This window comes from Microbacterium aquilitoris, from assembly GCF_031932285.1.
GTDB lineage: Bacteria > Actinomycetota > Actinomycetes > Actinomycetales > Microbacteriaceae > Microbacterium > Microbacterium aquilitoris.
In genome coordinates this window covers 919,050-941,593 of sequence record NZ_JAUZVT010000001.1, presented here as the reverse complement: position 1 = coordinate 941,593, position 22,544 = coordinate 919,050, and the positions used below count along the sequence as shown (strand labels likewise).

At 70.9% G+C, this 22,544-nt stretch carries 18 protein-coding genes; 9 read left to right on the top strand and 9 right to left on the bottom strand.

Features of this window, described 5'->3' with window-relative positions; translation table 11 throughout:
• Positions 1-19 precede the first annotated feature (19 nt).
• Positions 20-916, top strand: a complete 897-nt coding sequence (locus tag Q9S78_RS04520) for a DUF1295 domain-containing protein (protein ID WP_116228139.1) — start codon at positions 20-22, stop codon at positions 914-916.
• Positions 917-937: 21 nt separating this feature from the next.
• Here Q9S78_RS04520 and Q9S78_RS04515 read toward each other — a convergent pair whose 3' ends face one another.
• Both Q9S78_RS04515 and Q9S78_RS04510 read right to left on the bottom strand, forming a co-directional pair.
• Positions 938-3,022, bottom strand: coding sequence for an alpha/beta fold hydrolase (locus tag Q9S78_RS04515; RefSeq protein WP_116228138.1), 2,085 nt, complete (start codon positions 3,020-3,022; stop codon positions 938-940).
• A gap of 44 nt (positions 3,023-3,066) precedes the next feature.
• Positions 3,067-3,639 carry a cysteine hydrolase family protein gene (locus tag Q9S78_RS04510; protein ID WP_311869074.1) on the bottom strand — a complete coding sequence of 191 codons (573 nt, stop codon included), beginning with the start codon at positions 3,637-3,639 and terminating at the stop codon, positions 3,067-3,069.
• Positions 3,640-3,705: 66 nt separating this feature from the next.
• On the opposite strand from Q9S78_RS04510, the gene Q9S78_RS04505 reads away from it, so the two are divergent.
• Complete coding sequence (locus Q9S78_RS04505; RefSeq protein ID WP_311869677.1) at positions 3,706-5,424, top strand: RecQ family ATP-dependent DNA helicase; 1,719 nt, start codon at positions 3,706-3,708, stop codon at positions 5,422-5,424.
• Positions 5,425-5,529: 105 nt separating this feature from the next.
• On the opposite strand, the gene Q9S78_RS04500 is transcribed toward Q9S78_RS04505, so the two are convergent.
• The 3 genes from Q9S78_RS04500 to Q9S78_RS04490 all read right to left on the bottom strand — a co-directional run bounded on the left by Q9S78_RS04500 (position 5,530) and on the right by Q9S78_RS04490 (position 8,909).
• The gene (locus Q9S78_RS04500) at positions 5,530-6,414 is read right to left on the bottom strand and encodes an aldo/keto reductase (RefSeq protein ID WP_311858962.1); all 885 of its coding nucleotides are present in this window, start codon (positions 6,412-6,414) and stop codon (positions 5,530-5,532) included.
• Between the two features lie 103 nt (positions 6,415-6,517).
• Positions 6,518-8,227 carry a long-chain-fatty-acid--CoA ligase gene (locus Q9S78_RS04495; RefSeq protein WP_311869072.1) on the bottom strand — a complete coding sequence of 570 codons (1,710 nt, stop codon included), beginning with the start codon at positions 8,225-8,227 and terminating at the stop codon, positions 6,518-6,520.
• Between the two features lie 67 nt (positions 8,228-8,294).
• Positions 8,295-8,909 (bottom strand): TetR/AcrR family transcriptional regulator, encoded by a 615-nt coding sequence (locus Q9S78_RS04490; protein WP_311869071.1) that lies wholly within the window; start codon positions 8,907-8,909, stop codon positions 8,295-8,297.
• 74 nt (positions 8,910-8,983) lie between these two features.
• Between Q9S78_RS04490 and Q9S78_RS04485 the strand changes: the two genes are divergently transcribed.
• From Q9S78_RS04485 to Q9S78_RS04475, 3 genes are all read left to right on the top strand, one after another.
• Positions 8,984-9,595 carry a GNAT family N-acetyltransferase gene (locus tag Q9S78_RS04485; RefSeq protein ID WP_311869068.1) on the top strand — a complete coding sequence of 204 codons (612 nt, stop codon included), beginning with the start codon at positions 8,984-8,986 and terminating at the stop codon, positions 9,593-9,595.
• 9 nt (positions 9,596-9,604) lie between these two features.
• Positions 9,605-10,117 (top strand): DUF2087 domain-containing protein, encoded by a 513-nt coding sequence (locus tag Q9S78_RS04480; protein WP_311858955.1) that lies wholly within the window; start codon positions 9,605-9,607, stop codon positions 10,115-10,117.
• Between the two features lie 64 nt (positions 10,118-10,181).
• Positions 10,182-11,249 (top strand): sodium:calcium antiporter, encoded by a 1,068-nt coding sequence (locus tag Q9S78_RS04475; RefSeq protein WP_311869065.1) that lies wholly within the window; start codon positions 10,182-10,184, stop codon positions 11,247-11,249.
• Between the two features lie 10 nt (positions 11,250-11,259).
• Here the strand turns inward: Q9S78_RS04475 and Q9S78_RS04470 are convergent, their stop codons facing one another.
• Positions 11,260-12,306, bottom strand: a complete 1,047-nt coding sequence (locus Q9S78_RS04470; protein ID WP_311869062.1) for an LD-carboxypeptidase — start codon at positions 12,304-12,306, stop codon at positions 11,260-11,262.
• Positions 12,307-12,414: 108 nt separating this feature from the next.
• Here Q9S78_RS04470 and Q9S78_RS04465 point away from each other — a divergent pair, with 108 nt between their 5' ends.
• Positions 12,415-14,481 carry a PhoX family protein gene (locus Q9S78_RS04465; RefSeq protein WP_311858951.1) on the top strand — a complete coding sequence of 689 codons (2,067 nt, stop codon included), beginning with the start codon at positions 12,415-12,417 and terminating at the stop codon, positions 14,479-14,481.
• Between the two features lie 53 nt (positions 14,482-14,534).
• Here Q9S78_RS04465 and sfnG read toward each other — a convergent pair whose 3' ends face one another.
• Complete coding sequence (gene sfnG, locus Q9S78_RS04460; RefSeq protein WP_020097982.1) at positions 14,535-15,683, bottom strand: dimethylsulfone monooxygenase SfnG; 1,149 nt, start codon at positions 15,681-15,683, stop codon at positions 14,535-14,537.
• Between the two features lie 236 nt (positions 15,684-15,919).
• Between sfnG and Q9S78_RS04455 the strand changes: the two genes are divergently transcribed.
• On the top strand, positions 15,920-17,173 hold the full coding sequence (locus Q9S78_RS04455) for an acyl-CoA dehydrogenase family protein (protein ID WP_311869059.1): 1,254 nt from the start codon (positions 15,920-15,922) through the stop codon (positions 17,171-17,173).
• A 200-nt stretch (positions 17,174-17,373) separates the two neighbouring features.
• Here the strand turns inward: Q9S78_RS04455 and Q9S78_RS04450 are convergent, their stop codons facing one another.
• On the bottom strand, positions 17,374-19,200 hold the full coding sequence (locus Q9S78_RS04450; protein WP_311869056.1) for an acid phosphatase: 1,827 nt from the start codon (positions 19,198-19,200) through the stop codon (positions 17,374-17,376).
• 192 nt (positions 19,201-19,392) lie between these two features.
• Here Q9S78_RS04450 and Q9S78_RS04445 point away from each other — a divergent pair, with 192 nt between their 5' ends.
• Positions 19,393-19,821 (top strand): MarR family winged helix-turn-helix transcriptional regulator, encoded by a 429-nt coding sequence (locus tag Q9S78_RS04445; RefSeq protein WP_018185507.1) that lies wholly within the window; start codon positions 19,393-19,395, stop codon positions 19,819-19,821.
• 71 nt (positions 19,822-19,892) lie between these two features.
• Here the strand turns inward: Q9S78_RS04445 and Q9S78_RS04440 are convergent, their stop codons facing one another.
• Positions 19,893-20,342 (bottom strand): Hsp20/alpha crystallin family protein, encoded by a 450-nt coding sequence (locus Q9S78_RS04440; protein ID WP_018185508.1) that lies wholly within the window; start codon positions 20,340-20,342, stop codon positions 19,893-19,895.
• A gap of 139 nt (positions 20,343-20,481) precedes the next feature.
• Here Q9S78_RS04440 and Q9S78_RS04435 point away from each other — a divergent pair, with 139 nt between their 5' ends.
• Entirely contained in the window at positions 20,482-22,533 is a 2,052-nt protein-coding gene (locus Q9S78_RS04435; protein WP_311869053.1) for a prolyl oligopeptidase family serine peptidase, read from the top strand.
• Positions 22,534-22,544 lie beyond the last annotated feature (11 nt).

Genomic DNA, 22,544 nt, shown 5'->3' with positions numbered 1-22,544 from the left:
CCCGCCTCGAAAGGCCACCATGTCTTCGCAGAACCGTTCCGCCGTCATCACCGTCGTCGTCGGGCTCGTCATCGGCGCGCTCGTCGCGCTCGCGGGCAGCCAGGGAGGCGCGACCGTCGGCGGCATCCCGGTCTTCGCCCTCGCCGTCGCCGCCGCGTTCGCCGTGCAGGTGCTCGTCTACATCCCGTCGGCGATCGCTCGCACCGAGCGCTTCTTCGACGCCACCGGCAGCGCGACGTTCATCCTGGTCACGCTCGGCGTCACCCTCCTGTCGCCGTCGCCCGACGCCCGCTCGCTCGCCCTGGCGGCGATGGTGATCATCTGGGCGGCCCGCCTCGGCTCGTTCCTCTTCATCCGCATCCACCGCTCCGGCAGCGACGACCGCTTCGACGACATCAAGGTCCACCCGCTGTCGTTCCTGCGCGTCTGGATCATGCAGGGCCTCTGGGTCAGCATCACGGCCGCCGCGGCGTGGATCGCGATGGCGACCGAGCCCGCGGACCGCGTCTCGTTCGACGTGTTCGCCGGCATCGGCATCGTGATCTGGATCGTCGGCATGCTCATCGAGGTCGTCGCCGACCTGCAGAAGAACGCGTTCAAGGCGGACCCCGCCAACAAGGGCCGCTTCATCCGGACCGGGCTGTGGTCGCGCTCCCGCCACCCCAACTACTTCGGCGAGATCCTCGCGTGGGTCGGCGTCGCGATCGTCGCCGCACCGGTCTTCGAGGGCTGGCAGTGGATCGGCCTGCTCTCGCCCGTGTTCGTGATCCTGCTGCTGACCCGGGTGAGCGGTATCCCGCTTCTCGAGAAGAAGGCCGACAAGCGCTGGGGAGGCGACGCCGACTACGAGGCGTACAAGACCGCGACGCCGGTCCTCGTGCCCTCGCTCGGACGCGCGAAGGTCGCCGCGCACTGACGCAGGTCAGCCGGGCTCGCCTCAGCCGAGCCCGGCGACCTTCGGCGCGGGCGTGCCGTGCACGTGCTCGCCGAGGAAGCCGAACACCGTCTCGTACCAGACGACGGCATGCTGCGGCTTCAGCACCCAATGGTTCTCGTCGGGGAAGTACAGGAACCGGTGCACGGTCGACCCGTCGTCTTCGCCGAAGTGCTCGTTGAGCTCCGACCAGAGGCGCAGGCTCTCGCCGATCGGCACGCGGTAGTCGCGGTCGCCGTGGATCACGAGCAGCGGTGTGGAGATGTCCTTCACGTAGCGGTGCGGTGAGTTCAGGGCCATCGCCTCGGGCGTGAAGATCTCCTGCCAGTACGACGAAGCGTCGGTCGTCCCGGCGAACTGGTCGAGGGCCCACAGGCTCGCGTGGGTCACGATGGCGCGGAAGCGGTCGGTGTGACCGGCGACCCAGTTCGCCATGTACCCGCCGAACGAGCCGCCCATCGCGGCCGTCTTCGTCTCGTCGATGTCCGCGCGCGCGACGACCTCGTCGGTGATCGACATGAGGTCGGTGTACGGCTTCTCGCCCCAGCTGTTCCAGCCCCGGGCGATGAACTCGAGGCCGTACCCGGTCGACAGCGCCGGGTCGGGCAGCAGCACGGCATACCCGCGGGCGAGCGCGAGCTGCGGGCTCCAGCGCCAGCTCCAGGCGTTCCAGCTGTTCAGCGGCCCGCCGTGGATCCAGAGCAGGAGAGGCGCGGGGGATGCCGCATCCGCCCCCGCGGGCAGGAGCAACCAGCCGCGCACCCGGGCGCCGTCCTCGGCGGTCGTCTCGACCTCGGTCATCGTTCCGGCGGGCGTGGGCAGCGCAGCCGGCGTCGCGAGCGCGGTCACGGTGCCGTCGGGGTCGATGCGGACCGGATGCGGCGGCACCATCCACGACGAGCGGAGCGCCACGAGCGCGCCCGTCGCGCGGTCGACGGACACGTTCGAGTACGCGTGGTCGTCGGTCGTGAGCTGCACGGGAGCGCCGCCGTCGAGCGGCACGCGGAAGACGGGGCCTCGCCCATCCTGGTCGGCGGTCACGATGAGCGCGGTGTCGTCGTGCGCGAACGCGATGCTGGTCGGCCAGCGGTCCCAGCCCTCCGCGATCCGGCGCGGCTCCGAGCCGTCGATGCCGGCGATCCAGAGCTCCTGATCGGCGGGGCCGGTCGGGTCCGAGAACGCCGCCCGCCCGTAGGCGATCGACCGTCCGTCGTGGCTGACGGCCGGCGACTCGAAGTACGTCGACCGCTCCTCGAACAGGGTCGTGTGCGCGCCCGACGCGACGTCGATCGAGACGATCGCGAACCGCTCGGCGCGGCCCTGCGGGAAGCGCATGGCGGCGATGAGCGTGCGGCCGTCGGGGGTGAGCGCCGTCCCGGCGGTGTCTGCCGCGCGGCCGGGGGCGGGCGTCAGGTCACGCGGGCGCGGAAGCGACGCGGGGTAGGGGGTCGTGGCATCCGGTTCGTCCTCCGCCGTGTCCGAAGCGGCGAGCGATCCGATCGTCTCGGCGAGCGCGTCGAGGTCGAGCGAGAGCAGGTGCGGCTCGGCGGGTCCGAGGTCGTGGTCCCAGTAGCGGACCGGGTAGGTCGTGTGCAGGATCGCCGAGAGCTTGCGCTTCTTCCGCTCGGCCCGCAGCTTCGCGTCGGCCTCGAGCGAGTCCGCCGACGGCAGCAGGTCGGCGGCGAGGACGGCGACGGATGCCGCATCCGCGACGGCCGCGATGCCCGACACTCCCCCGGCCAGGCGTGTGATCGCGCGCGCATCGCCGCCCTTCGCGGGGAGGAGCCAGAGCTGCGCGGCCTCGTCCTCGCCGTCGCCCTCCGCATCGGGGCGGGCGCTCAGGAACAGCAGGTCGCCGTCCGCGGTGAACGCGGCGCCCTGCTCGCCCTTCGCCGAGCGGGTCAGCCGGCGGGGCGTGCCGCCACCGGTCGCCGGGACCTCCCACAGCGCCCGGTCGTATCCGGTCTTGTCCTTGTTCAGGGTCGCGACCGTGAGGACGGCGCGGGTGCCGTCGGGCGAGAGCGCGACGGCGTCGATGCGGGGCAGGGCGATGTAGTCCTCGAGCGAGGCGAAGGGGTTCTGCGGCATCCCTCCACGCTAACCGCGGACCCCGTCGCGGCGACAGGGTCGGTTCAGCGGAGCAGGTCGGCGCTCGAGCAGACGGTGGCGAACTCCCCGTCGAGGTTTGTCGCGGTGATCGCCGCGAGCGTCGCTGCGGTGACGACGGTGCCGTCGGGCGCCGTCCGGTCGAACGAGTGGGTGGCGTCGAGGGCGAAGTACACGTCGTAGCCGAGGTTGCCACCCACGCGGGCCGTCGTCTCGCAGCAGTGGTTCGTCGAGATGCCCGTGACGACGATCTGCTCGATCCCGTTCGCGCGCAGCCACGCGTCGAGGTCGGGCGTCCCGTGGAACGACGAGTTCACGCTCTTCGTGACGAGCAGATCCGGGATGCCGGTGACCTCCGGCTTGAGGTCGTTGCCCGGCTGGCCGGGTCGAAGCGGCGACACCGGCGACGTCGAGTCGTGCCGGACGAAGACGACCGGCCAGCCGAGCTCACGCCACCGCTCGAGCAGTGCGGCGATGTTCGCCTCGCACTCGGGGTTGTCGCGCTCGCCCCAGTGCGCGGTGTCGTCGAAGCCGCGCTGCACGTCGATGACGACGAGCGCAGCGCGGTCGAGGGCGAGGTCTCGCGGCGGGATCTGCACACGTCGAGCCTGGCACGCGGTCCTCCCGTGCGGCGGTCAGGGAACGGCGGGATCCTGCCAGGCTTGGTGCCCGAGGCATCCGGTGTCAAGGGTGTCCTCGGACGTTGCGGCGTCGACGACCGTGGAGGGATGCCACGCCGCTCCACCTCTGCATCGTCCGCCCCCGATCGCGCCGAGGTCGAGCGCGTCGCCGCCGAGCGGTTCGGGCTGACGCATCTGCGACCGGCGCAGCTCGATGCGATCGAAGCCGCTGCCGGCGGGCGCGACGTGATGGTCGTCTGGGCGACCGGATCGGGCAAGTCCGCCGTCTACCAGGTGACCGCAGCGCTGCGGCCCGGCGTCACCGTCGTCGTGTCTCCGCTCATCGCGTTGCAGGAGGACCAGCTCGCCGGTCTCGCGCACGCCCCCGATGCGCCGAAGGCCGTGGCCCTCAACTCCGGGCGGGGCGAGAAGGCCCGCGCCGAGGCGTGGCGCCGCCTGCGCGAGGGCGAGGCGACCTACGTGCTCCTCGCACCCGAGCAACTGGCAGGCGACGAGGTCGTCGCCGAGCTCGCCACCCTCGACATCGCGCTCCTCGCCGTCGACGAGGCGCACTGCATCGCCTCGTGGGGGCACGACTTCCGTCCCGATTACCTCGGTCTCGGCGAGGTCGCCGAGCGCCTCGGGCGACCACCGATCCTCGCGCTGACCGCGACGGCATCCACCCCCGTCCGCGAGGAGATCGCGGCCCGCCTCGGACTCGACGACCCCTCCATCCACATCGGCGACGTCGACCGACCGTCGATTCGCCTCGGCGTCCGACGGCACGGCGACGACCGCGAGAAGCGCGCCGCCGTGGTCGACGAGGTCGCCTCGCTTCCCGTCCCGGGGCTCCTCTACACATCGACGCGGCGCTCGGCGGAGCGGTACGCCGACGACCTGACCGAGCGCGGCAAGCGGGCGCGGGCGTACCACGCCGGTCTCCCGTCGAAGGAGCGGGCGGAGGTGCACCGGCAGTTCCTCTGCGACGAGCTCGACGTCGTCGTCGCGACGAGCGCGTTCGGCATGGGCATCGACAAGGAGAACGTGCGATTCGTCATCCACGCCGACGTCCCCGAGTCGATCGACGCCTACTTCCAGGAGCTCGGCCGCGCTGGCCGCGACGGTGAAGAGGCCCACGGCACCCTGCACTACCGCGCGGAGGATCTCGCCCTGCGGCGCTACTTCGCGACGAAGAATCCGGATGCCGCCGAGCTTCGCGCCCTCATGCGGGCGATGTCGACGCGGGCGCGCCTGAAGTCCGCTCTCGCGAAGGAATCCGGGCTGTCACCGCGCCGCGTGACGGGACTGCTCACGCTGCTGATCGACACCGGGTCGGCACGCGCGTCGAAGTCCGGGGTGTCGCTCCGGCGGAACCTCGACGAGCGCGCCGCCGTGAAGGCGGCACTCGAGCGAGTCGAGGAGCGCGAGCGGATCGAGCGCTCCCGCATCGAGACGATGCGCGAGTACGCCGAGACGCGGCGCTGCCGGCGCCAGGTGCTGCTCGGCTATTTCGGGCAAGACCTCGACGAGCCATGCGGCAACTGCGACACCTGCGCGGCAGGAGCAGCAGACGCCGTTCGGGCCCCGGCATCCGCTTCGGACGCGGGATTCGAGATCGATGAGAAGGTGTCGCACCGCGAGTGGGGCGCCGGCACCGTCGTCTCGATCGACGACGACCGCATGCGGGTGTTCTTCGACAGCGAGGGCTACAAGGTGCTCTCGCTCGAGATCGTCGAGCGAGAGCACCTGCTCAAGGCCGGCTGACGTGCCGAGTGCAGGTCCAGAGGTAGTTTGGGGCCGCCACGGCCGCCGTTTCGCACGCTGAACTTGCATCGGGCACGGCGACCGAGCCCCAGGGCCGAACGCCCCTCAGACCTCGATGCCGACGGCGGTCGAGCAGCGGGCGAGCTCGTCCGCCGACAGCTCGAGGTCGCGCGCCTGGAACGAGTCGGTGATGGATGCCGGGCGGCTCGCCCCGGGGATGGGGATGACGGTCTCGCCGAGCGACAGCTCCCAGGCGAGCACGACCTGCTGCGGGCTCACGCCGTGCGCCTGGCCGATCTCGGCGAACACCGTGAACCGCTCCCCGATCGAGCCGGCGCCGCCGATGCCGCCGAGCGGGCTCCACGGCAGGAAGGCGATGCCGTTCTCGACGCAGTACCGGAGCTCGCCGTAGCTGCCGGGATGCCGCGGCGAGAACTCGTTCTGCACGCTCGTGAGGTTCCCCTCACCGAGGACCTCCTGCGCGATCTGGATCTCCTCGACGCTGGCGTTCGAGATGCCGACGGTGCGGACGAGTCCCTCGTCCTGCAGCGTCTTGAGGTTCTGCATGACCTCGCCGTAGACCATCCAGCGGTCGGGGCGGTGGTACTGGTACAGGTCGATGACGTCGACCTGCAGGTTGGCGAGCGACTTCTGGACGGCGCTGCGGAGGTAGCCGAGCGATCCGTCGCGACCGAAGTCCTTCTCGGCCGTCCGGGTGATGCCGCCCTTCGTGGCGACGACGATCGACGACCGGTCGCCGTCCCAGCCGGCGAGCGCGTCGGCGACGATCCGCTCGTTGTGGCCCATCTCGTCCCAGCTGGGGGCGTAGATGTCGGCGGTGTCGATGAGCGTCACGCCCGCGTCGAGCGCCGCGCGCACCGTCGCGACGGCGTCGTCGTGCGAGGGCAGGCCGTTGCCGTTCATCGACACCGGCATCGCGCCGAGTCCAATGGCCGAGACGGTGAACGGTCCGAGTGTGCGCTGCGACATGAGTCTCCTTCGACGGGGTGGGGTGCGGCATCCACCCTGCCAGTCGACACCGCCCAGCGCGACGACCCTTGACAGATCAGCGCGGACAGATCACCGCGGCGGATCAGCGCGCGGTCAGCTGCTCCCGCACCTGGCGGCGGAGCACCTTGCCGATCTGCGAGCGCGGCAGATCGTCGAGTTGCACGACCTTCCGGGGCACCTTGTAGGCGGCGAGGTGCGAGCGGGCGAAGTCCTTGAGGGCGGATGCCTCGAACGCCGTCCCCGGCTTCATGACGACAGCCGCGACCACGTCCTCGCCGCCGGTGGCCCGTGGGACGCCCACGACCGCGGCGGACTCGACGTCGGGGTGCAGCGTCAGAACCTGCTCGACCTCGCTCGGGCTGACGTTGAACCCGCCCGTGATGATGAGCTCCTTGACGCGGTCGACGACGGTGACGAAGCCATCCTCCGAGACGGTGACGATGTCGCCGGTGCGCAGCCATCCGCCGTCGAGGAGGACCGCGGCGGTCTCCTCGGGGCGGCGCCAGTAGCCCTGGAACACCTGCGGCCCGCGGATGAGGAGCTCGCCCGCCTCACCGGCGGGACGGTCGACGTTCGGGTCGTCGGGGTCGACCACCCGGATGTCCGTGCTGGGGAACGGCACGCCGACGGTGCCCGGGCGGCGCGTCGGGCCGATCGGGTTGCCGAGGGCGACCGGCGAGGTCTCGGTCATGCCGTAGCCCTCGACGAGCAGGCCGCCCGTGACCTCCTCCCACCGGGTCACGGTGGGGACCGGGAGGCTCATGGCACCCGAGATCGCGAAGCGGATCGTCGAGAGGTCGACGCCCTTGCGGGTGCTGGCCCGCGACAGCGCGTCGTAGATCGGCGGCACGCCCGGCAGGAACGTCGGCGGCGACTTCTTCAACGCGCCCACGACGAGGTCGACGTCGAACTTGGGGAACAGCACGATCCGCGCCCCGATCGACACCGCGAAGGTGAGGCACAGGGTCAGCCCGTAGGCGTGGAACATCGGGAGGACGGCGTAGAACGTCTCTTCGCCCTCGGTCAGCCCCGGCACCCACGCGCGCCCCTGCTCCGCGTTCGAGCGGAGGTTCCGGTGCGAGAGGACGGCGGCCTTCGGCATCCCGGTCGTCCCGCTCGTGAGCTGCAGGAGCGCGGTGTCGTCGAGGGCGGGCCGCGCGTACTTGCGGGGCAGCCGGCGGGCGTTCGTGAACTGCGACCACCGGATGATCCCCCGCGCGGTCGGCTTCGAGGTCAGCGCCTCGCGTCGCTCGCGGAGGGCGGGGACGGGCAGGCGCAGGGCGGCGCGCGATGCCCAGGGCAGGGCGTCGGTCATGTCGACGGCGACGATCGCGGCGGGCGCGATGTCGCTCGGGAACTCGGCGACCATGTCGGCGATCTTGTCCCAGACGATCGCGACGACGGCCTCGTGCACCTCGAACTGGTGCCGCAGCTCACGGGCCGTGTAGGTCGGGTTGTGCTCGACGACGATCGCGCCGATGCGCAGAGCGGCGTAGAACGCGACGATGTGCTGCGGGCAGTTCGGGAGGACGAGCGCGACGCGGTCGCCGGCGCTGACGCCGAGCTTGCGCAGGGCGTTCGCCGCGCGCGAGACCTGCTCGCCGAGTTCGGCGTAGGTGGTTTCGGCGCCGAAGAACTCGGTCGCGACCTTCGACCCGTAGCGCGCGACCGAGTGGTCGAGCAGGTCGACGAGCGTCTCGTCGACGGGGTCGATGTCTGCGGGGACGCCGGGCGCGTAAGCGGCCAGCCAGGGGCGTTCCTGCAGATCGGATGCCGGCGGTGTCGAAGTCATCGTCGTGTGTCCTCCTCGGTGTCCCGCCAGCGTAGGGCGGTTTTTCGATGCGTCTGCTGTGCGTCCGCTACGCGCGTTCGAATCCGGCGAGCCCCGCGGCGAACACCCGGATGACATCGTCGACGTGTTCGTCGTCTCCGGTCGCGAGCCACCACGCGGCGAGTCCCTCGGCCGCCGCATGCACGACGGCCACGAGCGTCGCCGTCGGCGCGGTCAGCACACCGCCCCGGGACGCCATCCACGCCTCGACGAGCCGCTCGATCTCCCCGCGGACAGCCTCGGTCTCGGCCCGCGCGGCACCGGCGAGCGCCTCGGATGAGCGAGCCATCGCGGTGAGCTCGGCAAGACGTTCGTGACGCGCGCGCTCGCGCCGCAGCTCGGCGACGAAGGTGTGGAGCGCCGCAGCGACGGCCTCGCCGAGGGGGAGCGGTGCGAGCGGCTCGGCCCACAGCCGGCGCGTCAGCAGACCGGACTCCCGCTCGAGCAGGGCGGTCACGAGATCGGCCTTCGACCCGAACGCGTAGCTCACGACGCGGTGGGCGACGCCCGCTCGCTGCGCGACGCTGCGGAGCGACAGCGCGGCGACCCCGTCGTGCACCATCACCTCGACCGCGGCGTCGAGCAGCTGGCGACGGCGATCGTCGACGTCGAGATAGGTCCGGCGAGGTGACGGGTCGTTCACAGTGATCTCCGAGCGTGCGGCGCGTGGTGGCATCCATACTAGTTTTATCCACCCGGACCAATTGAGGAGATCTCATGATCAGCGTGACCCCCGCCCGCGCCACCGACCTCGCCTCCGCCGCCGCGATCCTCGCCGAGGCGTTCGCGCAGGACCCCGTCATGGCGGCCGTCGTGCCGGGCACGCGGCGTCGGCACGAACGGCTCACCGATCTGTTCCACGGCCTGCTCGCCAGTGGGCCGTACGCGACGGGCACGGTCGACCTCGCGCGCGATGCGGACGGCACGATCCTCGGCGTCGCCGCGTGGGAGGGGCCGCACGCCGAGCGGGGGGCGCTCGCACGCCAGGCGTCGGAGCTCCCCCGCTTCGCGCGGGCGCTCGGCTGGCTCGGGATGCCGCGGGCCCTGTCCCTGCTCTCTCGCCTCGCGCGCCACCGGCCGCGCGCCCCGCACTGGTACCTCGCCGAGATCGGGGTGAGCGCCGCGGCGCGCGGCAGGGGCGTGGGCGGGGCGCTGCTGTCGGCGCAGCTCGACACGCTCGACACCACGCGTCAGAGCGCGTACCTCGAATCCTCCACTCCCGACAACCGTCGCCTCTACCGACGCCTCGGGTTCGAGGAGCTCAGCCCGATCGAGGGCGTGCCGGGGGCGCGGCCGGTCGCGATGCTGAGGCTGCCCGCCGCGCGATAGCGTGCTGGCATGGACCGATCGGGCGATGACCATTGGCGTCCGCTCGTGGCCGCGCTCGCGAACGACCGCGTTCGCGAGGCGTTCGCCCGGCTGACACTCGGGGCCACTGCGGACGACGCCCTCGAGGGCCTGTCGCCGTCGCGTCGGCGCCACGTGGTCGAGACGCTGCAGCGCGCCGGGCTGCTCACGGATGACCTGCGGGCGGACGGCGGGGCGTTCGCCCGCGTCCTGGCCGCCGCGCCTTCCGCGCCGAGGCCGACGGGCATCGCGCGCTACCTCTCACCTGACGGACGTCTGATCGGGTATCCGTCGAATCCGGACGAACGCCGCGAACTCCTGATTCTCCTCGCCGCCCGCATCCTCGCCCCCGGCGAGGTCCTGGACGAGCGCGGGATCAACGAGCGGCTCCAAGCCCTCACCGACGACGTCGCCGCCCTCCGGCGGCACCTCGTCGACCACGACCTCGTCGAACGCACGCGGTCGGGTACCGAGTACGCGCTGGTCGTCGACCCGTCCTCGTAGGAGACGCTCTTCCGGCGCCGTCAACCGCTATGCGGACGGCCGCCTCCGGGTGTGCACTGGTGCGGTGAACTCGCTCCCGTTCTGGCTGGTCGTCGTCGTCTTCGTCGCAGCCGCCGCCGTCGTCTGGGTCGCCGGCATCCAACTCTCGAAGACCACCGACGTGCTCGACGCGCGCTGGCACATCGGCAGCGCCTTCGGCGGGCTGATCATCCTCGCCGTCGCGACGAACCTGCCCGAGATCGCCATCACGGTCAGCGCCGCTGCGGCGGGCAACCTCGGGGTGGCGGTCGGCAACATCCTCGGTGGCATCGCACTGCAGACCGTCGTCCTCGTCGTACTCGACGCGTTCGGCCGCCGGGGCCGAGGGGTGAAGCCGTTGACCTACCGCGCGGCATCCCTCGTGCTGGTCCTCGAAGGGCTCGTCGTGGTGGCCGTGCTCGCGGCCGTCGTGGCCGGCAGCCAGCTGCCGGAAGGACTCGTTGCCCTGCGCCTCACGCCGGACGTCGTCCTCATCACCGCGCTCTGGATCGCGGGCCTGTTGCTCGTGCAGCGCGCCGGTCGCCACCTGCCCTGGAGCGGCAGCGGAACCGTCGACGATGCGTCGCCGCACACCCCCGGACACCGCCGCTCGAAGCCGCAGCACCCCCACAAGAGCCGGCCGACATGGCTGGTCGTCACGATCTTCCTGGTCGCCGCCGCGGCGACGCTCGGCGCCGGTGTGGTCCTCGAGCGCGCCGGCGACGCCATCGCCGAGGACATCGGGCTCTCGGGCGTCCTGTTCGGCGCCACGTTCCTCGCCCTCGCGACCTCGCTCCCCGAGATCTCCACGGGCCTGCAGGCGATCCGGCAGGGCGACGACAACCTCGCGATGAGCGACATCTTCGGGGGCAACGCGTTCCTCCCGGTGCTCTTCCTCGTCGCGACCGTCATCTCGGGCCAGGCCGTCCTGCCGCGCGCGGGCGCGACGGACATCTACCTCACCGCGCTCGCTGCCCTGCTGACCCTGGTCTACGTGGTCGGGCTCATCTTCCGTCCTTCGCGGCGGGTGCTGGGGATGGGCGTCGATTCGCTGACGGTCCTCGTGCTCTACGCGGTGGGGGTCGCGGGCCTGTTCGCGGTCGCCTCCGGCTGAGTCCGTCCGGTCAGTCGTACGACGCGAACACGCGCCGCTCGACACCGTCGAGGCGCATCGTCCCGCCGTACGGCACGATCCACTGCGGACGCGTGTGCCCGAAGGGCACGCCGACGCAGACGACGGCGTCGGGGTTGTAGCGGGCGACGAGCCCGGTGACCACCTCACGCTGCGCCTCGCGGCGCGCGCGCCGGGTCTCGGCATCCGGTTCGTCGCCGAATGTGCTGACCGGCGGCCGCGCGACGACGACGCCCGCGACGACGCCGAGCACGCCGCGCTCGCCCAGTGCGCGGACCCAGCGCGCGACGAGGCGGGGCGAGGGCAGTTCCTCACTCGTCTCCAGCAGGAGGATGCCACCGCGGAGGTCCTCGAGCTCCGGCATCCGTCCCGCCAGGCCGATCTCGTCGAGCACGTCGAGGCACCCGCCCCAGGTGCGGCCCTCGACGACCCGCGCCGGCCCGGACCACGTCCACGGCTCGGTCGGGACGCGGTCGCCGTACGAGGTCAGCGCCCGTGGATCGAGCCAGTCCACACCGGTGTCCTCGGATTCGCCCGGTTCGGTCAGCTCGAGCTCGCCGCCGTCGAACAGCGCGGCGCGCAGCGACTGGAGATGGATGCCGTCGAGCCCCGGCCCCGCGCCGATGTGCACCTGCGTCGACCCGCCGTAGAAGCCGGGCACGCCCGCCTGCCAGAGGGCGTTCAGCAGGTGCGTGTTGTCGCTGTACCCGACGAACGGCTTCGGGTCGGCGAGCGCACCCGCGAGGTCGACATGCGGCACGACCGTGATCTGGTCGTCCCCGCCGATGCTCGCGAAGACGGCACGGACGTCGGATGCCGCGAGCGCCGCCTCGACGTCGGTGGCGCGGGCGCGCGGGTCGGCCCCCAGCATCCGCGTCGTCGGATACTCGACCGGCTCGAGCCCGAGTTCGTCGCGGATGCGGCGGAGCGCCTGCTCGTGCACCGCGGGGGCGAAGCCGGGCGCCGCGAACGACGGCGAGAGCACGGCGACGCGGTCGCCGGGGCGGAGCTTCGAAAGGGTCCGGAACGAGCGGGGCACGCCCTCATCGTGGCATCCGAGGACCGTCACGCGCTGTTCACCGGTGATTCACCCCGTCGCAGGAACGCCGACGGATCCTGGAACCGATCTGCACGAGAGGACCCCCCTGTGACCACTGTGGAACCCCCCACCACCCGCACGACGCTTCCCCTCGCGGCTCACGCCGTCGGAAAGCGCTCCGCCGTGACCTGCCAGTTCAAGTGCGCGAACGCGTGCCTCGGCCCCGAATGCAACGGGTCGGACAACCCGACGTTCCGCAGCATCGCCGAGCTCGCTCTCTCGCGCCGCATGCTCATCGGCGCCGCGGCCGCGGGCGCCGTCGTGGTCGCGACGGACGCGTTCGGCGTCCTCACCCCCCAGGCCGCGTCCGCCGCCACGACGGGCGGGGCGGTCGAGTCCCACTGGGGCTGGAATCACCACAGCCTGCCGTTCCAGCCGATCGCTCCGGTCCCGGCATCCGTCGACGCGCTCACGGTCCCGAAGGGCTACACGTGGTCGCCGATCATCCGCTGGGGCGACCCGCTGTTCTCGGACGCGCCGACGTTCTCGCTTGAGGGGCAGAGCCGCGCAGCGCAGGAGCGCCAGTTCGGCTACAACAGCGACTACCTCGACATCCTCGCCGACCGCTCCGGCAAGACCGGCGTCCTCGTCAACAACCACGAGTACGTGAACCCGAACATCATGTTCCCGCCGTCGACGGATGCCGCCGAGCTCCGCCGTCGCGGTGAGGTGTTCAAGGCGGCCCAGGGCATGTCCGTGGTCGAGATCACGCGTCGTCGCCGCGGCACACCGTGGCGCTACGTCGTCGACGGCCGCCGCAACCGGCGCATCACGGTCGAGACCGTGTTCGAACTGACCGGCCCCGCCGCCGGCTCCGACCTGGTGAAGACCGCCGCCGACCCCGAGGGCCGCTGGGTCCACGGCACGCTCGGCAACTGCTCGGGCGGCACGACCCCGTGGGGCACGATCCTCTCGGGCGAGGAGAACTTCAACGGCTACTTCGCGTGGGCCGCCGACACGGCCGGCCAGAAGCGCTACCAGGCGAGCGCCTCGCGGACGACCTCGACCGGCTGGGAGGCCTACGACCCGCGGTTCAACTCGTTCGACCCCGGCTACGTCAACGAGCCCAACCGCTTCGGGTACATCGTCGAGATCGACCCGGACGACCCCACCTCGACGCCCAAGAAGCACACCGCGATGGGTCGCTTCAAGCACGAGGGCGCGAACGTCATCGTCGCGGAGGACCGCCGCGTCGTGGCCTACATGGGCGACGACGAGCGCAACGACTACCTCTACAAGTTCGTGTCGAAGAACCGCATCAGCTCGTCACGCAAGAAGAACATGTCGCTGCTCTCGGAGGGCGACCTGTACGTCGCGCGCTTCCGCGGCGACTCCCCCACGAGCCAGATCGACGGATCCGGGAAGCTTCCCTCCGACGGCGCCTTCGACGGCACGGGCGAGTGGATCGCGCTGACCCGGCACGGCAAGAGCGTCGTGCCCGGCATGACGATCGACGAGGTCCTCGTCTACACGCGCCTCGCCGCCGACAAGATGGGCGCGACGAAAATGGACCGCCCCGAGGACGTGCAGCCGAGCCTCCGCACCGGCAAGATCTACGTGGCCCTGACGAACAACTCCGATCGCGGCAAGACGTCGATGGTGGATGAGGCGAACCCCCGCACCGGCAACCGCTTCGGTCACGTGCTCGAGATCACCGAGCGCCACGGTCAGGCGGGCACGTCGTTCGGCTGGAGCATCCTGCTGCAGTGCGGCAACCCGTCCGACCCGAGCACCTACTTCGCGGGCTACCCGAAGGACAAGGTGTCGCCGATCTCCTGCCCCGACAACCTCGCGTTCGACGAGGACGGCAACCTCTGGATCTCGACCGACGGCGCCCCGAGCACGATCGGGTTCAACGACGGCCTGTTCCGGGTCCCGCTCACCGGACGGGAGCGCGGCCACGTGGAGCAGTTCCTCGCCGTGCCCCGCGAGGCGGAGACGTGCGGCCCCGTGATCCACGCGCGGGAACAGCTGGTGTTCGTCGCGGTGCAGCATCCCGGCGAGAACGGCACCGTCGCAGCTCCCACCTCGCTGTTCCCCGACTACGGCTCGACGCGACGGGGCGACATCCCCAACGCGCCTCGACCGTCGGTCGTGCAGGTGTACCGGAGCTGATCGGAGTCAGCTGATGCCGGAGGGGGTCGACGTCACGTCGGCCCCCTCCGGCATCAGCGGGCGACGCCGATCGGGTCGCCGGTGCGGGCGAGGTCGGCCTCCAGCTCGCGAACGATCGGGATGACCTTCTCGCCGAACGCCTCGAGCTCCTCCTGGAAGTGCAGGAAGCCGAGCAGGAACAGGTCCACCCCGCGCTTCTTGTAGGCGATGATGCGCTCGGCGACCTGCTCGGGCGGACCGAACAGCTGGGTGCGGAAGCCGTCGTTGTACTGCACGAGGTCCTCGAACGAGGAGTCGGCCCACATCCCCTTGCGGTCCGCGGTGGATGCCCCGGCCTGCTGCACCGACTTGCGGAAGCCTTCGACGGACGCCGGATCGGCCTGCGCGATGATCTCGCGCAATTGCTCACGTGCTTCCGCCTCAGTGTCGCGGACGATCGCGAACCCGTTCAGACCGAACCGCACGGTGCGCCCGTGCTCAGCGGCGACCCGGGTGACGTCGTCGTACTGCTCGGTGAACCCGTCGAAGTCCTTGCCGTTCGAGAAGTACCAGTCGGCATGAGCGCCGCCATTGAAGCGCGCGGCCGTCGAGTTGCCGCCCTGGAAGATGTCCGGATGCGGGCGGCCGGGCACCGGGTAGGGGCCGGGGCGCAGCGTGAAGTCGTTCACGCGATAGAAGTCGCCGTGGAACTGCACGTTCTCCTCGGTCCAGAGCTTTCGCAGCACCTCGATGAACTCGGCGGAGCGGCGGTAGCGCTCGTCGTGCTCGAGCCACGGGAGGCCGAGCTTCGTGTACTCGTCCTTGAACCAGCCCGAGACGACGTTGACGGCCGCGCGGCCCTTCGAGAACTGGTCGGCCGTGAGGATGAACTTGGCCAGCACGGCCGGCTCCCACAGGCCCGGGTGGACGGCGGCGATGACCTTCAGCTTCTCGGTCGCGAGGAGCAGGGCGAGGCTGATCGACGTCGACTCGTGCTGCTGAGCCGCGCCGTAGCTCGACAGGTACCGCACCTGGCTGAGGGCGTACTCGAACCCGACGCGCTCGGCCGTCTGAGCGAGCTTCACGTTGTAGTCGTAATCCCAGGACGTCCGCTGCTCGATGTTCGAGACCACGAGGCCGCCGCTCACGTTGGGCACCCAGTACGCGAACTTCAGCGGCTCGTGGGTCGAGGCCGGGTCGAACGAGGAGGTCTGCTCGGTCATGGTGTTCTCCCTGGGCTGGCGACGCGGTCGGGCGACGCGATCGGATGGGTTCCCCGGAACCTTCCGCCCGGGCGCCGGGCAGTGTCAATCGATGTGAACGCGTGTGTCGGGGCGTGACGGTGTGTGTCGGCCCGTGACGACGGGATGCCGCGATTCACGTCACAAACGCGCCCCGCGCGGATTCGGCGAGTAGCAAGGGTGCGACGACCACGACCCCACTGCTGAGAGGCGACGACATGACCCGGCATCCCGACCCCGCACTCCACGACGAGCTCTCGCTCGGCACCGACTACGAGACGCTCGCGGCGCGGTTCCGGCCGTTGTTCGCGCAGATCGCCGACGGCGCGGTGGACCGCGAGAACGACCGTCGGCTGCCGCGCGAGGAGATCCGGCTGCTCACCGATGCCGGGTTCGGCGCCGTCCGTGTCCCGCGTGCGTACGGCGGGTCAGGGGCATCCCTCCCCCAGCTGATCGAGCTGCTCACCGAGCTCGCTGCCGCCGACTCCAACATCCCGCAGGCGCTGCGGGGCCACTTCGCCTACGTCGAGGACCGCCTCAACCAGCACGCGACCGTCGACCAGTCGGCCTGGTTCACGCGCTTCGTCTCGGGCGAGATCGCCGGGAACGCCTGGACCGAGATCGGCGAGGTGAAGGTCGGCGACGTCAACACGAAGGTCACCCGTCGCGGCGACGACCTCGTCGTCAACGGCACCAAGTTCTACAGCACCGGGAGCATCTTCGCCGACTGGCTCGACGTGTACGCAGAGCACGACGGCGTCCCCGTGATCGCGATCGTGCGCGCCGATCAACCCGGCGTGACCGTCCACGACGACTGGGACGGCTTCGGGCAGCGCACGACCGGCAGCGGCACGACGATCCTCGAGGACGCCCGCGTCGATCCCGACGACATCACCGTCTTCGCCGATCGCTTCCGCTACCAGACGGCCTTCTACCAGCTCGTCCACCTCGCCACGCAGGCCGGCCTCGTCGCGGGCGCGGCGCGGGAGGTCGCGGCACACGCCCGCGCCCGCACGCGTGTCTTCAGCCACGGCTCCGCCGGGACCTGGTCAGAGGATCCGCTCGTGCAGCAGACCGTCGGGGTGGCGACGGCGCAGGGGTTCGCTGCCCGGGCGGTCGCGGTGCGGGCGGCCGAATCCGCGCAGGACGCCTACGTGGCGCGCTTCGCGTGCGATCCCGAGGCCGAGGAACGCGCCAATCAGCGCGCCGAGATCGAGTCCGCCCAGGGACAGATCGTCCTCACGTCCCTCTCCCTCGAGGCGACGAGTACCGTGCTCAACGCGCTCAGCGCGTCGGCCGTCTCCGAAACGAAGCGCCTCGACCGCTTCTGGCGCAACGCCCGCGCCGTGTCGTCGCACAACCCCGTCATCTTCAAGCAACGCATCGTCGGCGACTGGGCGATCAACGGCACGCCCGCCCCCTATGTGTGGGCGATCGGGCAGCGGCGGACGACCGCCGCCGCGGCGCGGTGAGGGCCACACCGGACACCGAGCTTGCTCATCACAAATTGATAACAGGAATTCCTTGCCACCGTTATCTCGCCGTTATACAGTCATTGCACGGTAGATGTTTTGCTGTGGCAGCTACCGACATGTGATTGCAGGACACTCTTGGTGCAAAGGGACAAGGGCCGGCTGGATGCCTCTCCAGCCGGCCCTTACTGCATCACCCGTCAGGCGGTCTCGCTCCGGCGGCGGCGCATCACGAGCACCGTCCCGAGTGCGAGAAGCGCCGCACCGGCACTGCCTGCGACCCACAGCGGCCCGGCCTGACCACCGGTCGACGCCAGCTCGTCGCCGTCAGCCGCCGCGACCGCACCGCTCGAGACGGTCACCGCGGCCCATCCGACGAGATCGCCGGACTCGTCGACGACGGCGACCCGATGGGCGCCGGGCTCGACGTCGTTCGGCAGCGCGAAGCTCGCGGCACCGGCGGCATCCGCCGTCACCTGTCCGAGCGCTGTCGGCGTCGAGTACAGGAACCCGGAGTACCGCTCGCCGGCCGTCAGCCCCGAGACGACGACGCGGTCGCCGCGGACGGACGCTTGGATGCCGCCCTCTGCCGCAGCCGGCAGGTCGTCACCGTTCGCGACCGGCGCACCAGGGGTGCCGCCGGTCGACGGGAGCGTCGGCTGGGGAGCGGGGGTCGGCTCGGGCGAACCGGTCGGTGCGGGCGCGGGAGTGGGCTCAGCCGTGGGAGCCGGCGTCGGCTCCGGGGTCGGGGTGGGCTCGGGCTGCGGGCCCGGGCTCGGCTGGGGCTGCGGGGTGGGCTCGACGCTTCCGTCGCCGATCACGACCGAGCCGTCCGCCTTCACGGTGACCTTCGCGGCCATAGCCGCCGCGAGGTTCATCCGCTGCCAGCTCTCCTGCTCGCCCACGTCGAGGGGGTTGCCGGAGTCCTCGGCAGTCAGAGCGAGCACCTGTCGACGCTGCGCCGGCGTCAGGTCGGGGTGGGACGAGACGAGCAGCTCCTCGGCTCCCGCGGGCACCACGACCTTCTCACCCTTGGGGCCGATGTCGGGGAAGCCGTACCCGAGGTGCTCCTCGTAGTACGCGAGCGCCTTGTCGGTCGGCAGGTACGGGACGTCCTTCTTGATGCAGTTCTCGAGGGTGTCGCCGCAGCCGCGCTCCAGAACGCCGCGCAGTTCGTCGGCGGCTTCGTCGACGAGCGCGCGCATGGCCGGGTCGGCGAGGCGGAGCGCGATGATCTTCTGGCCCATCATGCGGCCGCTGATGACGTCGAGCGGGTAGTGCGCAGCCATCACGACGCGGTTGTTGCCGGCCTCGACCGTGCGGGCGAGGATCTGCGGCGCGAGCTGGGGCAGCATCTCGGCGAGCGCCGTGCCCTGCCAGTACGCCTGCGACGTGTGGCCCGACGGGAAGGAGCCGCTCGTGGAACCCCACGCGTCGCCGCCTTCCTTGTCGCGGTAGACGAGGTCCTTCGTCTTGTCGAGACGGATGTACGGCCGGTCGTAGTCGAAGTAGTTCTTTGGCGGGTTCGTCGACGAGGTCGAGCCGAGCTTGCCGCCCTCCTTGTTGAGCAGCCAGGTCACCTTGGGCAGTTCGCCGTCGGCGATGGCCTCGGCGTAGATCGCGCCGAGCTTCTTCCCGAACGCGTCGCCCATGCTGACGGACATGTCCTGGTACTGGTCGACGATGGCCCGCTGGACCTGCGCCTTCGAGGCCGTCCGGTTGATCTCGCTCGTCAGCTCGTCGTTGTAGTCCATGACGGCCGCATTGCCGCCCGGGCCGCGGTCGGTGCGGAGGTTCTGGAAGACATCCATCATCCGGACCGACCAGTTGTCCGCGCTGGGAGCGCTCGAATCGCCCGTCGAGGCGGTCGCGTCCGACGAGTAGGTCGCCGTCTTCTGCGCCTCGGTGAATCCGTCCGCCGCGAAGGCGGGGACGGCTGCCAGAGTGCACGCGACGAGGATGCCGAGGCCCCCGATCGCGCCGCGGGTCCGGCTGCCTGCTCGTCTTGTCTGTTTCTTCACGCTCACGGGCGCGCCTCACTTCCATCGGTTGCGGGAGTCGTCGCAGACTATCGATGACACGCGGGTTTGTCAGGACATAGCGACAACACAGTTCATGAGAATGCTCTCCTGAGCGTGCGAACGGCACGTGACGGCGCGGTGAAGCCGAGGGGACCATCGGCGCTCGGCGCGTCTGCCCGCGGCGATACAGTTGACGCCATGACCGATCGACGCCTCGCCATCGCCGCGTGGGAGAGCCTCTTCCGCGCGCAGCACGAGGTCATGGCCGAGATCTCCCGGGACTTCGACGACGATCAGCTGTCCGGTGCCGAGTACGACGTCCTGCTGACGGTGACCCGCTGCGATGAGCACACCGCACGCCTGCGCGACGTGACCGCCAACATGCTCATCAGCCAGCCCAGCGTCTCGCGACTGGTCGACCGGATGGTGGCACGCGGGCTCGTCTCCAAGCAGCCCGACCCGCAGGACGGCCGCGGCGCGATCCTCCGCGCCACCGACAAGGGCGCAACGATGTTCCGTCGGCTGGCGACGGTCCACGGCCGGACGATCGCCGAACGGATGTCGGTCCTCACCGACGACGAACTCGCACAGCTCGAGAAGCTGACCGCGCGCCTTCGCGGCGTGTGACACATGCGAATCGCCCCGCATCCGAGACGGGATGCGGGGCGATTCGCGTCAGTGCGAGGATGCCGCGGTGATCACTGGTCGATCGGCTGCGGATCGCTCTCGCGGGCGGAGATGGTCGGGGCCGAACCGTCGGCGACCACCTCGACCTTGCGTGGCTTGGCCTTCTCGCTCACCGGGATGGTGACGGTGAGCACACCGTTGCTGTAGGTCGCCGTGATGGCGTCGGTGTCGATGCCCTGGCCGAGGTTCAGCTGGCGCAGGAAGCTCGCGGTCTCACGCTCGCGCGTGATCCACTTCACCCCGTCGGCCGCCCCCACGGTGCGCTCGGCGCGGATGGTGAGCAGCTGGCCGTCCACGTCGATGTCGACCGAGCCCGGGTCGATGCCCGGCAGGTCGGCGTTCAGGACGTAGTGGTCGCCGTCGCGGAACAGGTCCATCGGCATCCGTCGCGGGCCGCGGCGCGTGTCGAAGAGGGTCGACGCCAGGCGGTCGATGTCACGGAACGGGTCGTAGGTTGCCATGATTCTCTCCTTCAGTGATGTGGTCTTAAAGTTGAGCCCCTGCGGCTCAAGTGCGTTCAGATTAGCACTCTGACCTACCGAGTGCCAACGGTTCTCGCACGGCGAACGCCCACGTCGGAGACGGCCTTAGGCTGGCGACATGAGCGCCCACGAGACCGCCCCCGAGCCCGCCGACCCGTTCCTCTGGTTGGAGGAGATCGACGGACCCGAGGCCCGCGCCTGGGCAGCCGAACGGACCGCCGAGACCGAGGCGGCCTTCTCGGGCAACACACGCACCGCGCTCGAGCGCCGCCTGACCGGCATCCTTCAGGACCCCGATCGACTCGTCGTCCCGAGCCGCCACGGCGATCTCATGTACGACCTGTGGCGGGATGCCGCGAACCCCCGCGGCCTGTGGCGACGGACATCCCGCGCCGCCTTCGCAGCGGGCGAACCGACCTGGGAGGTGCTGCTTGACGTCGACGCACTCGGCCGCGAGGAAGGCGTCGCCTGGGCGTTCGCGGGCGCGGCTCACGGACCTGCGGGCAGCGGGCGTGCACTCGTGCGGCTGAGCCCGGACGGCGGTGACGCCACCGTCGTGCGCGAGTTCGACCTCGACGCACGTCGTTTCGTCGACGACACCCCGTTCGCCCTCGACGCCGAGAAGACGATGATCGCGTGGGTCGACCGCGACACCCTGCTCGTCGCCACTGCCCTGCACGGCGGCGGCGTCACCGACTCGGGGTATCCGATCAGCGCCCGCGCCTGGCGACGGGGCGAGTCCCTCGCGGACGCTCCGCCCATCGTGACGGGTGTCGCCTCGGACGTCGGCGTGTTCGCGCACGTCGACCGCACGGGCGGCACCGCGACGCCGATCGTGGTCATCGCGCATGACTTCTTCCACTCCGAATCCTGGGTCTGGGACGGCGGCGAGCCGCGTCTGATCGCCGTGCCGCAGGACGCGAACGTCGATGTTCACGGCGACCTCGTCACCGTGCGGACCACGACCCCGTGGCGCATCGGCGACACGACGCATCCGTCGGGCACCCTCCTCATCGGTCCACTCGAGACCGTCACGGAGGGCGACGGGTCGGACCTGCGCGTCGCCTTCGCCCCGAGCGACACGGCGGTGCTCGAAACGTGGACGTGGACCCGCACGCGCCTGGTCCTCACGATCCTCGACCGCGTGCAGAGCCGGCTCGTGTCGCTCGATCCCGAGACGCTGACCGGAGTCGACATCGACCTGGGCCTCGGCGACGCCGATCTCTTCAGCGCGAGCGTCGCCACCGCCGACGACGACGAGGACGACGAGCTGTGGGTGGTCGCTCGCGGCTTCCTCACTCCCCCGACGCTCCTGGTGATCGCCCCCGGCGCCGAGCCCCGCGTCGTCGACCGCAGCCGCCCAACCTTCGACGCGTCCGGACTCGTCGCGGAGCAGCACTGGGCGACGTCGGCCGACGGCACGCGCGTGCCGTACTTCGAGGTCGGTCCGCGGGAGCGCTCCGGCACTCTCCCCGTCCTCATGAACGGCTACGGCGGGTTCGAGCACGCGCTCACCCCGGAGTATCCGACGATCGTCGGCCCCGCCTGGCTCGAGGAGGGACGCGTGTACGTCGTCGCGAACATCCGCGGCGGCGGCGAGTTCGGACCCGAGTGGCACCTGGCCGCGCTGCGCGAGAACCGCCACCGCGCATACGAGGACTTCGCCGCCGTCGCGCGCGACCTCGTCGCACGCGGCGTCTCGACCCCCGACCGCATCGCCTGCCACGGCCGCAGCAACGGCGGTCTGCTCGTCGGCAACATGCTGACCCAGTATCCCGACGACTTCGGGGCGATCGTCTGCGGCGTGCCCCTCCTCGACATGAGGCGGTACACGCGACTGTCGGCCGGTGCCAGTTGGATCGCGGAGTACGGCGACCCCGACGACCCGGCCGAGTGGGAGTTCGTGAAGACCTTCTCGCCGTACCACCTGATCGAGCCCGGGCGGCGGTACCCGGCATCCCTCATCTACGCGGCCGCGAGCGACGACCGGGTCGGCCCCGTACAGGCGCGCAAGATGGCGGCACGGTTGGCGGACGAGACGGATGCCGAGGTGCACTACCTCGAGCCCATCGAGGGCGGTCACTCCGGAGCGATCGACGCGGCCTCGACCGCCGCACTGCACGCGACGATCCACGCGTTCCTCGACCGCACGGTGGCGCGCGCCGACTGAGCGGCGGGGCC